This window comes from Allomesorhizobium aridi (assembly GCF_043769475.1).
Classification (GTDB): domain Bacteria; phylum Pseudomonadota; class Alphaproteobacteria; order Rhizobiales; family Rhizobiaceae; genus Allomesorhizobium.
This window is the reverse complement of sequence record NZ_CP171729.1, coordinates 5,441,993-5,456,840: the sequence shown is the minus strand read 5'-3', so window position 1 is coordinate 5,456,840 and position 14,848 is coordinate 5,441,993. Positions and strand designations below refer to the sequence as shown.

12 protein-coding genes are annotated in these 14,848 nt (G+C 62.1%); 3 read left to right on the top strand and 9 right to left on the bottom strand.

Translation table 11 applies throughout. The features are described from left to right. Window positions 1-2 precede the first annotated feature (2 nt). On the top strand, window positions 3-1,001 hold the full coding sequence (locus ACG873_RS29050; protein WP_394889291.1) for an ABC transporter permease: 999 nt from the start codon (window positions 3-5) through the stop codon (window positions 999-1,001). Window positions 1,002-1,080: 79 nt separating this feature from the next. Continuing rightward, complete coding sequence (locus ACG873_RS29045) at window positions 1,081-2,172, top strand: ABC transporter permease (protein ID WP_394889290.1); 1,092 nt, start codon at window positions 1,081-1,083, stop codon at window positions 2,170-2,172. A 5-nt stretch (window positions 2,173-2,177) separates the two neighbouring features. On the opposite strand, the gene ACG873_RS29040 is transcribed toward ACG873_RS29045, so the two are convergent. From ACG873_RS29040 to ACG873_RS29030, 3 genes are all read right to left on the bottom strand, one after another. Further along, complete coding sequence (locus ACG873_RS29040; RefSeq protein ID WP_394889288.1) at window positions 2,178-3,557, bottom strand: UDP-glucose dehydrogenase family protein; 1,380 nt, start codon at window positions 3,555-3,557, stop codon at window positions 2,178-2,180. 175 nt (window positions 3,558-3,732) lie between these two features. Then, on the bottom strand, window positions 3,733-4,143 hold the full coding sequence (locus tag ACG873_RS29035) for a hypothetical protein (protein ID WP_394889287.1): 411 nt from the start codon (window positions 4,141-4,143) through the stop codon (window positions 3,733-3,735). A 194-nt stretch (window positions 4,144-4,337) separates the two neighbouring features. Further along, complete coding sequence (locus ACG873_RS29030) at window positions 4,338-4,598, bottom strand: hypothetical protein (protein ID WP_394889286.1); 261 nt, start codon at window positions 4,596-4,598, stop codon at window positions 4,338-4,340. 774 nt (window positions 4,599-5,372) lie between these two features. Here ACG873_RS29030 and ACG873_RS29025 point away from each other — a divergent pair. Beyond that, window positions 5,373-6,062, top strand: a complete 690-nt coding sequence (locus tag ACG873_RS29025; RefSeq protein WP_394889285.1) for a Crp/Fnr family transcriptional regulator — start codon at window positions 5,373-5,375, stop codon at window positions 6,060-6,062. A gap of 71 nt (window positions 6,063-6,133) precedes the next feature. Here the strand turns inward: ACG873_RS29025 and ACG873_RS29020 are convergent, their stop codons facing one another. The 6 genes from ACG873_RS29020 to ACG873_RS28995 all read right to left on the bottom strand — a co-directional run bounded on the left by ACG873_RS29020 (window position 6,134) and on the right by ACG873_RS28995 (window position 14,846). Continuing rightward, window positions 6,134-8,386, bottom strand: coding sequence for a Dyp-type peroxidase (locus ACG873_RS29020; protein WP_394889283.1), 2,253 nt, complete (start codon window positions 8,384-8,386; stop codon window positions 6,134-6,136). Between the two features lie 11 nt (window positions 8,387-8,397). Further along, window positions 8,398-10,335, bottom strand: coding sequence for a cytochrome P450 (locus tag ACG873_RS29015; RefSeq protein ID WP_394889281.1), 1,938 nt, complete (start codon window positions 10,333-10,335; stop codon window positions 8,398-8,400). Window positions 10,336-10,415: 80 nt separating this feature from the next. Further along, window positions 10,416-12,242: an adenylate/guanylate cyclase domain-containing protein gene (locus tag ACG873_RS29010; RefSeq protein WP_394889280.1), complete on the bottom strand. Its 1,827-nt coding sequence runs from the start codon at window positions 12,240-12,242 to the stop codon at window positions 10,416-10,418. A gap of 305 nt (window positions 12,243-12,547) precedes the next feature. Then, window positions 12,548-12,751 (bottom strand): hypothetical protein, encoded by a 204-nt coding sequence (locus ACG873_RS29005; RefSeq protein ID WP_394889278.1) that lies wholly within the window; start codon window positions 12,749-12,751, stop codon window positions 12,548-12,550. A gap of 203 nt (window positions 12,752-12,954) precedes the next feature. Then, entirely contained in the window at window positions 12,955-13,857 is a 903-nt protein-coding gene (locus tag ACG873_RS29000) for a class I SAM-dependent methyltransferase (protein WP_394889277.1), read from the bottom strand. Beyond that, entirely contained in the window at window positions 13,854-14,846 is a 993-nt protein-coding gene (locus ACG873_RS28995; protein WP_394893756.1) for a GNAT family N-acetyltransferase, read from the bottom strand. Before ACG873_RS28995 ends, ACG873_RS29000 begins: the two co-directional genes overlap by 4 nt. Window positions 14,847-14,848: the final 2 nt, after the last annotated feature.

The window sequence follows — 14,848 nt, the reverse complement described above, 5'->3', positions numbered from 1 at the left end:
ACGTGCTGCGATACATCGCCTGGCGTTTCGCCGTAATGATACCGACCCTGTTGCTCATCTCGGCGCTGATCTTCGTGATCATCGAGCTGCCGCCGGGCGACTATTTCGAAAGCTACATCGCCGAGCTCAGGGCCATGGGCGAAGGCGTGAACGAGGAGCAGATCGAGGCGCTCCGCGTGGAATACGGCTTCGACAAGCCGCCGATGCTGCGCTACTTCCACTGGGTCGCGGGCATGCTGCAGGGCGATTTCGGCTATTCGTTCGAATATCAGCTTCCGGTCGGCGAAGTGGTCGGCGACCGGCTGTGGCTCACCGTGCTGGTGTCGTTCGTCACGATCATCTTCACCTGGGTGATCGCCTTCCCGATCGGCATGTATTCGGCGACCCATCAGTATAGCTGGGGCGATTACGGCCTGACCTTCCTCGGCCTGATCGGCATCGCCATCCCCAATTTCATGCTGGCGCTGATCCTCATGTATTTCGCCAATATCTGGTTCGGCACCTCTATCGGGCATCTGATGGACCAGCAGTTCCTCGGCGAGCCGATGAGCTGGGCAAAAGCCAAATCCATCCTGGAACACATCTGGATCCCGGTGATCATCATCGGCACCGCCGGCACCGCCGGAATGATACGCCGGCTGCGCGCCAACCTGCTCGATGAACTTCAGAAGCAATATGTGATGACAGCGCGCGCCAAAGGCCTTCATCCCTTCAAGACGCTGGTCAAATACCCGATGCGCATGGCGCTGAACTTCTTCATGTCCGACATCGGGTCGATCCTGCCGGCCATCATCTCGGGCGCCGAGATCACGGCGATCGTGCTTTCGCTCGAGACGACCGGACCAATGCTGATCAAGGCGTTGCAAAGCCAGGATATGTACCTCGCCGGATCGTTCTTGATGTTCCTGGCGTTTCTCACCGTTGTCGGCGTGCTGATCTCGGACCTGGCGCTGGCGCTTCTCGATCCACGCATAAGACTACAGGGCGGCAGCACCAAATGAACGCACCGCTTCCCCGCCCGGCGCTCCGCTGGAGCACTACGTTTCGACCGCGCCGTTCGATCCCTATTCCGTCGAGGTGATGACGGAGGAGCAGCTACGCGTCTACCAGGCGTCGCAATTGCGGCTGATGTGGTGGAAGTTCAGGCGGCACCGGTTGGCGCTGGTTTCCGGGATTTTCCTCGCCGCGCTCTACTTCATGATCCTCATCTGCGAATTCCTGGCGCCTTACAATCTGCATACCCGCAACGTCGACTTCATCCATTCGCCGCCGCAGCCGGTGCACCTGTTCCATGAAGGGCAGTTCGTCGGACCGTTCGTCTACGGACGGCAGATGAACCTCAACATGGAGACGCTGAAGCGGGAATATACTGATGACCGCACCAATGTTCAGCCGCTGCGCTTCTTCTGCCGCGGCGACGGCTATAAATTCTGGGGTCTGTTCGAGGGCGACCTCCATCTCGTTTGCCCGGCAAAGGACGGCGAGATGTTCCTGCTCGGCACCGACAGGCTCGGGCGAGACGTGCTGTCGCGCATCATCTACGGCGCCCGCATCTCGCTGACGATCGGGCTTATCGGCATCACCTTCAGTTTCGTTCTGGGCATCGTGATCGGCGGGCTCGCCGGCTATCATGGCGGCGTCCTCGACCTGATCGTGCAGCGCATCATCGAGGTGCTGCAATCCATCCCGAGCATCCCGCTATGGATGGCGCTGGCGGCGATCATGCCGGTGACCTGGAGCCCGATCCTGATCTATTTCGGCATCACCATCATACTCGGCCTGTTCGACTGGACCGGCCTCGCGCGGGCGGTACGCTCGAAACTGCTTTCGCTGCGCGAGGAGGATTACGTGCTGGCGGCGCAATTGATGGGCGCGAAAAGCAGCCGGATCATCGGACGGCACCTCATTCCGGGCTTCATGTCGCATCTGATCGCGACGGCAACTATTTCCATACCGGGCATGATCCTCGGCGAGACAGCGCTAAGCTTCCTCGGCCTGGGTTTGAGGCCGCCCATCACCAGCTGGGGCATTCTTCTGACCGAAGCGCGCAGCGTCAGCGTGATCGCCTTCTATCCGTGGCTGCTCTACCCGATGATCCCGGTGATCCTGGTCATCCTCGCCTTCAACTTCCTCGGCGACGGCCTTCGCGACGCGGCGGATCCTTACCGGTAGGCGCGCTACGCAACTTGCCGGCTTGGCGCCGGCTCGGCCGCCATGCCGTCGACGCGCACCGAATCGCCGCGGCCGATCGCGTAGTAGAGGAGGCCGTGGCGGCGTACAGCGTCCGGTTCGTAGAGGTTGCGCCCGTCTACGATGACCGGCGTGGCGAGATTGGCCTTCAGCCAGGCGAAGTCGGCGACGCGGAACTGCTTCCATTCGGTGCAGATCACCAGCGCATCGGCGCCGGCAGCAGCCTCCAAATGGCCCGAGGCCAAGGACAGGTCGGGGCGGTCGCCATAGTGCCGCCGCGCCTCCTTCATCGCTTCGGGGTCGAAGGCGCGCACGCTGGCGCCGGCCTCCCATAGCGCTTCCATCAGCGTCCGGCTCGGCGCGTCGCGCATGTCGTCGGTGTTCGGCTTGAAGGCCAATCCCCAAAGCGCGACGGTGCGGCCGCGCAGGTCGCCATCGAATGCCTGCGACAATTTCCGGAAAAGCACACCCTTCTGCGCATTGTTGACGCGCTCCACCGCTTCCAGAAGCTCGGCCTTGAAGCCCGACGCCTCGGCGGTATGGGCTAGGGCCCGGACATCCTTGGGGAAGCACGAACCGCCATAGCCGCATCCGGGATAGATGAACTGATAGCCGATGCGCGGGTCGGAACCTATGCCCTGGCGCACCTCCTCGATATCGGCGCCGACGCGTTCGGCGATATTGGCCATTTCGTTCATAAAGCTGATCTTGGTCGCCAGCATGGCGTTGGCGGCATACTTGGTCAGTTCCGCGGAGCGGACATCCATGCTGATCAGCTTATCGTGGTTGCGGTTGTATGGGGCGTAGCAATCCTGCAGTTTCCTGCGGACGGCTTCCTTCTCCGTGCCGATGATGATGCGGGCGGGCTTGGTGAAATCCTCGATGGCGCTGCCTTCCTTGAGAAATTCGGGATTGGAGCAGACATCGAACTCGTAGCTGGCGCCACGCCGTCTCATCGCTTCGGCGATCGCGGTCTCGACCCGGTCGGCGGTGCCGACCGGCACGGTCGATTTACCGACCACGATCTTGTAGCGGTCGATGTGCTCGCCGATGGTTTCGGCCACCGCAAGAACATGGCTGAGGTCGGCCGAGCCGTTCTGTTGCGGCGGTGTGCCGACGGCGATGAATATCAGGTCAGCGAAGCGTACGCCCGCCGGCGCGTCGGTCGAGAACTTCAATCGCCCCGCGTTCGCATTGCGGACCACCATCTCCCGGAGGCCGGGCTCGAAGAACGGCACCGTGCCTTCCTTCAGCGTCGCGATCCGCTCGGCGTCCACATCCAGACACAGAACTTCATGGCCGACATCGGCAAAGCAGGCTCCCGTAACCAGGCCCACATAGCCTGTCCCGAAGATGCTGAGTTTCATGCAAACGTTCCTCGAATGGCCGCGGGCCGGGTTAGGCGAACGGAAAGCACTGCATCAATACAGGCTGCGGGCGACAATGTTAACCGCCCGTACCCGATCGTCGCCTGCTTGAAAACGCCCGGCGCGCAATTTCACGTGCGCATGGAACCAGCCTCGACCGAGGCAATCGTCGCGTTCAAATATCGCGGAGGTCCATCCGCTCGACGAATTTCCGGCCTTCGCTGTCGGTGAAGTACCGGTATTTGTGGTCTCCCGGCCAGTGGCTGACGGTCTGAACGGTCTTGTCCAGATATTCGACGCCGTTGAAGACATCGTCACGACGGTCGTAGGGAGGATGCGTGCCGGGGCTGTAGCTCAGGCCGCCATTCAGTTTGCCAGTGAAGAATTCGAGATGCAGCATGTCGTCTCCCGGCTGATTGCCAACATAGGCGATGACCTGGCCCTCTGCTACGCAGTGCCCGACCTTCACCTCCGCCACCGGAGCTATCTCGCAGTAACGCCCGATGAATTGCGGATGCTGGATCTCGATAGCCGACGTTCCGCGGAAGAAGGGATACGGGCCGCGTATCACCACGCCGGCATCCATGGCCAGAACCGGCGTGCCGGCAGCGGCGGCCAGGTCGTTTGCCGCATGCTTCAGCCCCTTGCGTACCTTTTTCGCGCGAACCGCCGAACCCGTTGCCGCCCTTGTAGGAGGTGGTCGGCACGAAGGGGAGAGGAAATTTCATCGCTGCCTCCTGAGCCCACCGCAGAACTTGACACGAATTGCGCCGGTCCGCATCAGAAAGAATGCGGCGGAACGAACAGGCAGATCGTCCTGGTGTCGTCGGCGCCCGCAACGGAGCACCAGTGATATTCGCCGTCCGGCGAATTTTTCAGCCGGGCGTCGGAGTAGGAAACGACCTCTCCCGTCCCCTTGATCACGTATCCTTCCGGACCTTCGCCGATCACTTTCGATGAAACTTCGCGGCAATCATAGCCGGAGCAGCAGGAATAGGGATAACGCCAGCCTGTGGGTGCCTCGTGGGCACCGGCTGGCATGGCCGCAGCCGACGCGGCAAAGCAGAGAGTGGAAAACGCAGCGAGCCGCAACCAGGGGACCGAGTTACTTCCAGTGCGAAGCGCGGTGGCGAGGGGCAGTTCCCTAGCGTGGGTGAAGGTGGACATTGGCTCAGTCCCGCAACGAGTAATCAGGATCGGCTTGCCCGTTGCCGCGACTGTGATGATCCGGCGACGAGCCGTTTGCGCACTTCCTGACTGGCCTCGGAGCTTAGCGCGGGCGGCTGCGACCGTATGTGAACCACCTCACAGCATCACACCGCCGCTTAGTGAAGCAACACACAGTCTGCCGTCGAACGGGAATGGTGCGGGGGCGGCGGTGCAGTTCGCGTCGATCTCGGCCGGGCTGGCAATGACTGCAGCGGACTTCTTCATCTGAAGCTATAGGCAACTCGGCAGCGGTGCATTCGTTTGCACCACTGCTTTTTTGTTTTCACACCCGGACCGTCTGATTTGTTCAACGTCGTCCAGCGCGCCCACTGTGAAGCCAGTCACATATTTTTCGGCGGCGGTAAGGCATTATCCTGATACCGCGCGCAGATAATCTCCTCCCACTCTTACGCGGTCGGTGCCCGGCGCTAGCCGTTTGCCAATGTCGGTGAAGCTGCCGGGCACCGGATTTTTGTGCCGGACATGGCCAGCCTGATCTCTCCTCGCATATGCCTCGAAAAACGGCACGCATTTCGAAGAGACAACGGCCTTTGATCGGAACCCTCTTTGCCGTAGAAAGGTACAGAGCAGGGGACCGATAATCTCATGGCCTTCTCGACGGCGAAAGTCGACAATCTGCGTGAGCTGCCGCGGCTGGCGAGGATCGGCCCAAATCTGTTCGAACTCCTGTTCAGCGGATGCAAGACCGAGCGCTATGCCGCGGGCCAGCATCTATTTGTCCAGGAAGATGTCGCCGATCGCGTTTACGGCGTCATCAACGGCACGGTCGAGATCTCGATCTATTCGCCCGGCGGGCAAAAGCTGGTCGCAAATATCGAGCTGGCGCAAAGCCTCATCGGCGAAATCGCGGCGTTGGACGGCGGCCCCCGCACCGCCACGGCGATCTGCCTCAGCGACTGCGAACTTGTCTCGCTGAGCCGGACGCAACTGTTCGACCGTATAGAAAAGCATCCGCCGCTCGCTCGCGCGATGATCGAGCTCCTGTGTGCGCGGTTGCGCTGGATCAGCGGCGAACTCGGCGATCAGGCTTTTCTGGGTATCGAGGCCCGCCTCGCCAAGCGCCTGATCTTCTTGTCCAACACGATGTCGGATCCGTCGGGCTGGATACCGATATCGCAATCCGAGCTTGCCGAGTTTCTCGGGGCGACGCGCGAATCCGTGAACAAGACCCTCAACGATTGGCGCGGCCGATCAATCATCACCATCAGGCGGGGCGGTTTGCACATCAACAATCCAAATGCGCTTCATCATGTGGCCGACTTCGAAGACGACTAACGCATGACCCCGAAAACAGGAATCGGTTCAGAGAACATCATGCGCGCGATCAGAGCTTTTGACCCTGGCGATTACAGCCGACTGACAAGGTAACGCAACGCCGCACGACTCGGCAGAAAGAAATAGCCGCCTCCGCGCGTCGTGACAAAGCTCGGGATTCCCTTGAGCACCACGGCCCCCTCCCAGCGCGGGATGGAGAACCGGCCCTCGCCGATCTGCGCTCCGATCGTCGGATCTTTCTCCGCAAGCAGGCCGTGAAACGACGCCGACGACACCCAGGTCTGCTGCATGAACTCGTACTGACGCTCGATGTCGGCATTCAGACACATGAAGAGCAGGCCTTTTTCCGTCTTGTCGCCGCTCTCCTTTTCGTAGGTGCGGCCGATGCGGAGTATCCGGTGCCGTTTGCCGATCCTGATCTGCGTTTCATGGTCCTCGCCAAGAGAATCGCGCGGGTTCGACCGGCGCACATGAGCCCCGAGCGGACAACGCAATCCTTGGGGATCCTCCGCACCAAACGTGAAGTCGTTGTCGGGCGTCCGCCCCGGGCGCCCATCCGGGTTGCGCACAAGCGAGGTGCCGTCCTGCCACCGACCGACCATCTTCGCGGCAATCCAGCGCGGCGTGATCTCCGGATCGTCTTTTTCCTCCGCCGCCGCGACGCAATATTCCTTGAACTTGTCTACATGCTGCTCGAATTGCCGCACGACGAGAAACGATCCGTTCCTGCCGAAATCACGCAGCCCTGCATCCTCCGGCGAGACGTTGTCCGCGCGCAGCGCCGGCAAGACGCCGCCCCGGTCGTGCGACGGGCGCACCGTGGGCGTGGGCGGGTAGAAGCCATGCTCGTCGCGGTAGCCGAACAGGAATTCCCCGGCCGAGATGAGATGCTGGGCGGCGACCGTGGAGCTGGCGCGAGGCGTTCCACGCACGATCGGTTGCGACACACCGTCGACAAAGCCGAACTGCTCCACGGCCTTCTTGCCATTGCGGCGGATCGCCAGAGGCAACTGCGCCACAAGCACCATCCCGGCGGTTTTCGCCCGTCGTGTCAGTTCAACGATATCCGCCTCCAGCGCTTCGGGAGTTGCCGCATAGCAGACGACCACCGCATCCACCGGTTTGGCCGGCGAACCCCAGTGCCAGTTATCCGGCGCGCTTTCGCCGATATCGTCGAGAATGCGGCTCCGCGCAGCGCTGCCCATGCCCTGGCGGAACGCCAGCGGAAATTTGCTCAGCGGATCATGGTCGGCGTTGCCCTCCAGCCCGAGGCGCCGCAGCCCTTCAGGTCCGAAAGCGACCATCATTGCCCGTTGCGCCGGGACGCCTTCGCCGAAACTCGTCCTGGCGGCAACGAATTCCAGCCATGCCTTCCGCTTGGCGCGCCGCAGGCCTTCCGGGATCTGGACAGCCAGCATGCGTGCATGTTCCAGCGAGCCGAACGCGCTGAAGAAGACCGACTGGATCTCGCCGCTTTCAAGCGTTTCCACCGGCGGCGGAACAGGTGCGAAGAGGCTGACTATCTTGCCGCTCTCCTTTGTCGGCTCGGGCCGCGGCATCGAGCCGAAAAGGCGGAGCCAGTCATTCGCTTCGCTGTCGGTCGCCTGGGCTATGCCCTGTCTGATTTTCGAGTTGATGCGTATCCGCGAGGTGTTGAGGTCGGGATAGGCCGAGTACCAGAACAAGGTCGGTACCTGCTGTCGACGCGCCCAGCGCTTGAACCGGTCGCCGTCGCGGGCTCCATCCAGGAACAGCCAGCGCGTTTTCGGATAGCCTTCCGTGTTGCTCCACACGCCGGTCAGGCCGGAAGCCGCCTTGGCGACGAAATCCTCGAGATAGCTCTCCCAGCTGCCGCCGTAGTTGCTGAAGAACATCAGCTTGTTCGTGCCCGGTACAAGCACCCAGCGCGCGAAATGGATGGTGTTGATGTCGGCAAGAAATCCCGGCCGAAAGACCTTCTGGGCCGAAATCGAAATCATGTAGAAGGTCAGGCGCAAGGCAAGCCGGCGCAAGGTGCCGAACTTCATTACCGAAATCGCCGTCAGATGGTTCTGGGCAGTCCGGTCCTCGCGCTCGAGAATGGCCTCCAGCGAAGCAAGGTCGATCATGTCGTCGCTCGGGCGGTCGCGCTTCTCGAGCCGGCGCAATGCCAGGAAGCAAAGCCCGATAAAGATCACGATCAGCGATATGACGCCGACGACCGTCAGGATGAGGGACGTGCCGGCCACCAGCAGATTGCGGACAAAGCCGGGCGTATAGCCGAAGACGAAAGTGTAGGTTATCCACCAGCAGGCCGCCAAGATAGCCAGGACTGTGGCGAGCACTGCCGGCGCCTTCAAGGTGGTGATTGCCGCCCGCCGGAGGTTTCCCTTCGGCCCTTCGAGCGGATTTTCCGCGGGCTCGAACGCCCAGCCTCGGCTTTTCGCAATGCGTTGCCTGACATCGGCAAGCGCTGCCGCGGCCCCTGCCTGGCCCCGGGGCTTTTCGACAATGACGCGCGCCGCTTCCGCGAGTTCGGCCTCGGCGCGAATGCGCCGGACCGAAAGCCCGGGCGTGCCGGAAAAACCAGCCCTGCATTGCTGCCGAAGGACGGGGATATTTCCACCGCGTGTTTGTGCATGAAATCCCGCAGCGTCTGACCGCCGGGGAAATCACACGCCTGTTCGAAAACGTCGCGGACCAAAGGCCCTGCATGGTCGGCAAAGGCGTCGAGGACTTCGTCGTTGCTGCCGTCACCGGACAGTTCAAGGACCAGATGCGCGCCGTCGCGATCCGGCTTGCCCCGGCTGTCCTCTGTGGCGGCCACGGCAAGGCTGGCGAAATGGATAACGCCGCTTGCGTCGAGCGCGGCGCGAATCTTGGGGCCGGCCGGGTTGCCGAGGGCCGCAATCTTTTCGCGTATGCCGGCGAGCGACGATGTCGGCTTGATCGGGCAGACGACGGTGACCATCGAATGCTTGATCGAGCGGCAAAGAGGTGAGGGTTCGAAATCGATTTTCAGGCTGTCCGGAAAGGCGGCAATTCGCGTAAGCCTGCCGGCCTTGCCCTTGGCGCGCCTTACATTCTTCTTCGCGAACAGAGCGCGCAGGCTCTCGCCGATCTGGATCCTCGCAATTGCCGAACCGATGCAAAGGTGGATGCCGTGACCAAACACGAGGTAGTCCCGATAGGGGCGGGTTGCATCGAAGTCGTTCGGCCGCTGCACGGCCGCGGGATCGAACATCGCCGACAGCGTCGCCGGCATCACCACCGTCCCCGCCTTGACCACCCGTTCGCGGCGAGTCCCCTTGGCAATGACCGTGTCCCGAGGAGTGTAGCGGAACGGACCGACCCAGATCGGCTTGAAACGCATCGCCTCGAGGATTGCCTTGTCGAGCAGCGCGTCATCGCCTGCGGCAAGCGCCTGCTCCACCGCCGCACGGGCGTCGGGGCGCGAGAGAATGACGTCAAGGCAATTGCCGCCGGCAAGCAAGTTGGTGGGGCCGAACCCGGCGATCATTCCCAACATTATGGAGTGGATGTCTCCGAGAGTAAGCTTCCCGCGGTCGAGCATTGCGACCAGCCGGGCCAGAGGCGTTTTGCTTCCTGTCCTGCCGTCCCTGACCGCTTCGATCGACCGGTCGATGGCCTTGATCATCCGGTCGGCGGCCACGACCGCGGTTTCGCGGGTCGCGGCGCTGCCGCCCGGATCGGAGAAGAACAGTGCGCTGAGTGCGATCGACCAGTCGGCGAACTCGTTCTCGTCGTCTATCAACATGCCGAAATATTCCCGGCAAATATGCACAGGGACGATCTTCAGCAGGTCGCGGACAGCGTCGAAACCCGGTGTGGCACGGGTCATGATTTCGCGCGAATGGCGGGCGGCTATCGGCCTGACGGCGGCCTCTACCTCGTCCGGCGGAAACGCGCTCAGCACCGACGACTTCATCCGTCGGTAATCAGGGCCATCCTGCATGCCGAGAATGAAATTCGAGCCGCCTGCGATCTCGGTCATTTCCGGGCCGTACGGCGTTTCAAATTCATCCTGGCGTTCGAGAATATCCCGGACGTCGTCGTTCCTCGTCACCAGCATGAATTTGCGGACACGGAGTATGGGCCAGAAGCGCCGAAGCAGCGAAAGAGCCCAGCGCGGATCCTCTAAAAGCCAGTCCTTGATCCGGTTCGCAAACCCATCGGTACGAAGCCGCCCGAGATCGAAACGCGGCAGTTCCGATGCCGGTTTCTGGGCACTCTGCGCCGCGCGGACGCCGTCGAAATATTTAAATCCAGCCATCCGCTTCCCCCAATGCTCGTCATTCAATGCCCCGCCATTGTTGACATAGGAATGCGCGACCCCCGCGTATGTGAACGGTTTCACAGATGGCGGCCATCCTCGGTCTGCAGGCACTTCCCAACGGCTGGCTCGAGCATTCTGGCCATTTCGAAATTCTCGATCAGGAACGCATTCGCTGCCTTGTCGACGAACGGTATCCAGCCCACCCGCTCGCTGGAGAAGTCCGGATGCCTGGTCTGGAATACCGCCAGTTCCCGCCTGGCCGCATCAGGCTGGCCACTTCGCATCAGCGCGCCGATCTTGAGGAATCGTGCGTAGAAATAGCCGGGCGAAAGGCTGAGGGAGCGGTCGGCGGTCTCAATCGCCGAACTCCAGTCATGGACGAAGCAGTAGGCAACGGCCAGTTCTCCCAGATTGTGAAAAGCGTAGAGGTCGAACGGACTCAACCGCTCGACGTCCTGAAAAAGCGGTATCGCTTTCCTGGCTTCTCCCAGAAGAAGATGGGCGCTGCCTTTGGCCGAGCGCGCAAAGGCGAAACTGGGATTGATGTGAAGCGCCTCCTCAAGATGTTCGAGCGCCGATTTCGGCTGCCCGCGCATGATGTCGGTGACGCCCAGGTAGGCGTGCGGACGCGCATCCTGGCTGTCCATTAAAAGCGCCTTGCGCGCATAATAGGTGACCTTTTCGAGGTCGTCGCTGTCGCCGAAGCGAAGCCAGGCGCGCCAGAAGTGCCACCAGGCCAGTTCGTTGAGAACCGCGCTGGAATTGGGATCCTCAATATAGGCCTTTTCGAAGAACTCGAGCGCCAGTTCCGTGTCCCTGCGGGTGCGGCGGTTCATGTGCCAGCGCCCGCGCCGGACCAGTTGCCAGGTTTCCAGGCTTTCCCACGGCACCTGGAACGTGCGCGCCTGCTCGACCCGGTCGACTTCCTTTTCCAGCATCGAGACGATCTCGCTGCCGATCTCGTCCTGCAGGTCGAAAATATCGACCAGTTCGCGCTCGAAACGCCGCGACCACACCAGCCTGCCATTCGACGCGTCGACCAAGCTCGCATTCAGCCGGATTCTCCCGCCGCTGCGGCCCAATGCGCCGCTGACCACGTAGCGGGCGCCGAGGACGCTGCCGATTGCAGTAGCGCCAAGCGCGTCGTCGCGGAACTGGAAGCTGGAGCTCTTGGCGATCACCGAAATCCATCTTGTGTTGGACAGGCCGTAAATGATGTCTTCGGCGATGCCGTCGGCGATGTAATCGATGTCGCGCTCATTGCTGTCGTTGCGGAACGGCAGCACCGCGATTGCGGGAGGGCCGCTTGAAAGATGTCTTTGCTGGGAAGTTGTCAGATGGCCGAGCGTCCGTGGCCTGGCCGGCGCTCCGCCATTTCCGCCGCGGGCGGCGATCAGGACGCGAACCGGCAGTGCGATGTTCTTGAGCAGGAATTCGCCGAGATCGGTAAATTCGGCGGTGGATTTATCCTTCACATGGTGCCAAGCGGTTTCCGAGATCGCCAAGCCGTTGTGGGGCGCGAATTCCTGGATCCTCGCTGCGATGTTGACGTCGTCGCCATAGAGGCTGTCGTCGCGGACTATAACGTCGCCTGTATTGATGCCGGCCCTGAACGGCATCCGCATGTTCTCGCCCGCCGAGGCGTTTAGGGTGGCAATCCTGTCCTGGAAGTCGAATGCGGCGCGCAGCGCTTCGATCGGATTGCCGAACTCCGCCATGATGCTGTCGCCGGCCGCCCCGAATGTTCGACCGCCAAATGCGCCGCAGCTTTCGACTATGATGTTGCGCCGTTCCTCGAACGCGGCCACGGCGGACACATCGTCGAGGCCCATCAGGCGCGAAAAACCAACCGCGTCGATCGAAATAATGGTAGCCAGCTGACGGGTGTAGTGCCAATCAGCCATCGGTTCACCCCTTCCGGGCATCTTTAAGGCCGAGTGTTGCCCCCGGCTTCAAGCTGAATTCCCATTCAAAACAAGGGAGCCGACGCCGAGACGGCGTTCGCACCCCTCCTTACTCCTCGCTTCAAGACATTAGATGTAGCTGAACCATAAGAAAAGCTCCATCTGTAGATGTGTCCCGCATCTTCGAAGGCTGATCCAAGGATAACAGCGCGGCAAATGTGCGATCGCTGCCGCCGTCCCCGCTTCCGCCGTCATGGGCGGTTTGATCCCACCCAGCCTACGGTTTGGAGCTCTGACAATCCCGTTCAATGTCGCGAGGGGCGCGGCTTGGATTTGTCCAGCATCCGCTTTCCAGGCTTGGCGTCCGTGCGCACATCAGCCTCGTCCAGGCGCTCGTAACGAACACCAGGAAAAATGATGATTGCCGCAGTCGACGGTAAATCTCGATCCCCGGCCGTCCCATGCCGCTGCCCGAAACGCTGCGGCTCGAAAAACAGAACTTCGCCCATCGCTGCTCTTGCTCCCTGGCGGATAGAGCAGCACCCAATTGCACGGGGTTATTTCTGCAGATGACCGTTTGACCCGCACGCCCGAAAGGACTGCTCGCGGCCCTGGATTTCTCATGCCGACGCCACGTTGTATGTGACAATCCTCACATTGCGATCGTGGGGCGCGATCGTGCGGCGGCCCCGAAGCCGCAGGCGATCTGGATTCAAAGGTCGGGCTTAATCACGCGGAAGGCCGTTCCATCCCATTTGCCGAACGGCCGCGTTCCCGCCAGTATCGTTCGCAATCCGGCTGCCTCGGCCGTCCTTTCCACATCTTCCCGGTCCTGCGCCGGCGCTCCCCGATACGAATAGTTGAGGATCACGAGTTCGCCCGCCGGTTTCAGCACCCGGGCCGCTTCGTGGATGTGACTTTCGGCGACGTCGCCGCCCGCAGCGACCAGATAGGGGAAGGCGTCGACGGCCATAACGCAGTCGAAACTGGCACCGGCAAAGTCCGCCAGGCCCAACCCGGAGGTAAGGCGAAACGCGACATTGCGCAGTCCCTCGCATCGCCGCCGCGCGATCTTGACCATTTCTTCCGAAATGTCTGTCCCGATGATGTAGCCGACCTCCGCACTGAGCGCGGCCTCCAATCTTCCGATGCCGCATCCGACATCGAGGATTTCGCGCTCCGGCCCGAGCAGCCCTGCCTCGCGCATCCATGCGGCGATTTCGGCGGTCGCGGCCGCCAGCGAGTCCGCATCGCCGAGCGAGTAAAGCGCGACGCTCGCCTCGGGCGACAGCTTTGCCGCCGCATCGAACGACGACGCGAAATCGCCAACTATTTTTGCGGGCCGGCCAGGGAAGGGGCCGTGCGGCACGGCTGCGGCCGTGGCGCGCACGGTTGGCCAGGCGTCGGGCAGCAGTCGCGCGCGGTCGACAAGGCGGCGCAATCTCGAAGCCGTCTTCCGGTCGAGCGCCGGCGCGGCCAGCGTCAACTGCCGTTCGAGATCGGCGATGTTCTCGGTCGCCATGATCAGCCGCATCAGCGCCACCTCGTCCGGTAGCGAGGCGTCCCGGCAGGCGCCAAGGACCGCGGTCAGCGAAGCACGTTCGCGAAGGGTCATGGTTGCTCGATCCCATGGAAGGAACGCCGCTGGTTCCAGCGGTCGGTCGCGCCCCAACTGTACTTGTAGGCCTCGCGCCCGCGCAGGAAATGGAACTCCCCGACGCCCTCTCGTATGGCTTCGGCGATCGCATGGCCGATCAGGATCGAGCCGGGACTTTGCTCGCTGAACCCCGGATCGAAACCGCCCAGGTAAGCGTAGGCGCGCCTGCCGTCGGACATGCCGTAATATGCGCTGGCAACGTCGTCACCGATCCGGATCAGGCTGCAGCGAGCCAGGCCAAAGGCGCTCAGCGCCGCCAAAGCGTCGCGATGGAAGTCCTGCACGACTTTGCTATCCAGAATGCCGTTCTCTTCCCGCTCCGCCCAGCGCGCGCCATGCAGTCTGAAAAGATGGGCGAGAAATGCGTCGGTGTCGCCCGAAACAGGCTCGATCGCCAGCGTCCCACGACGGATGGCGCTAGCGCGGGCTCGCCGGAGTTGCCGGCGCCGACGCGCCGGCACGCACCCCGCGAGATCGTCTTCGCCTTGGAGACGAATGACCGGACAGGCGTTTTGGATCGCCGTCGTATTTGCCAGCTTCCCTGGACAGCATATGGCCGCGGCTTGCGAGCCGGGATGAAGCTCCTCGAATTCCCAACTGTCCCAGCCGATTTCCATTCCGCGTTTGAAGATCAGATCGCCGGCTTCCCCCTCGCAGCCGGGTTCGATCAAAACGTCGAGGTAGTCGGAAAGTGCGATGCCAATCGGAAGCAGCCGCCGCGTCTTGATCTCTTCCAGATAAAATGGCGCGAGACCGACGAGCCGGGAATGGCGCCACACCGCTATGACCGTCAGCCTGCCCGGCGAGAAATGCCGCCACCATGGCAGCAGCCAGGCCGGCGTCTGGAACGGCGTGGCGGACGTGCAGTTCCGCCACAGCGCCCACCAATGCGGCGCAAGGGCCTCGAACGCTTCACCGTCGGTGATGATTTCGCCCCGGAGCGGCATCG

Excerpts from the sequence above, each read along its gene's own strand:
- ACG873_RS29045 (WP_394889290.1), top strand. The coding sequence starts at position 1,081 with ATGACGGAGGAGCAGCTACGCGTCTACCAGGCGTCGCAATTGCGGCTG.
- ACG873_RS29040 (WP_394889288.1), bottom strand. The coding sequence starts at position 3,557 with ATGAAACTCAGCATCTTCGGGACAGGCTATGTGGGCCTGGTTACGGGA.
- ACG873_RS29035 (WP_394889287.1), bottom strand. The coding sequence starts at position 4,143 with ATGGATGCCGGCGTGGTGATACGCGGCCCGTATCCCTTCTTCCGCGGA.
- ACG873_RS29030 (WP_394889286.1), bottom strand. The coding sequence starts at position 4,598 with ATGCCAGCCGGTGCCCACGAGGCACCCACAGGCTGGCGTTATCCCTAT.
- ACG873_RS29025 (WP_394889285.1), top strand. The coding sequence starts at position 5,373 with ATGGCCTTCTCGACGGCGAAAGTCGACAATCTGCGTGAGCTGCCGCGG.
- ACG873_RS29015 (WP_394889281.1), bottom strand. The coding sequence starts at position 10,335 with ATGGCTGGATTTAAATATTTCGACGGCGTCCGCGCGGCGCAGAGTGCC.
- ACG873_RS29010 (WP_394889280.1), bottom strand. The coding sequence starts at position 12,242 with ATGGCTGATTGGCACTACACCCGTCAGCTGGCTACCATTATTTCGATC.
- ACG873_RS29005 (WP_394889278.1), bottom strand. The coding sequence starts at position 12,751 with ATGGGCGAAGTTCTGTTTTTCGAGCCGCAGCGTTTCGGGCAGCGGCAT.
- ACG873_RS29000 (WP_394889277.1), bottom strand. The coding sequence starts at position 13,857 with ATGACCCTTCGCGAACGTGCTTCGCTGACCGCGGTCCTTGGCGCCTGC.
- ACG873_RS28995 (WP_394893756.1), bottom strand. The coding sequence starts at position 14,846 with ATGCCGCTCCGGGGCGAAATCATCACCGACGGTGAAGCGTTCGAGGCC.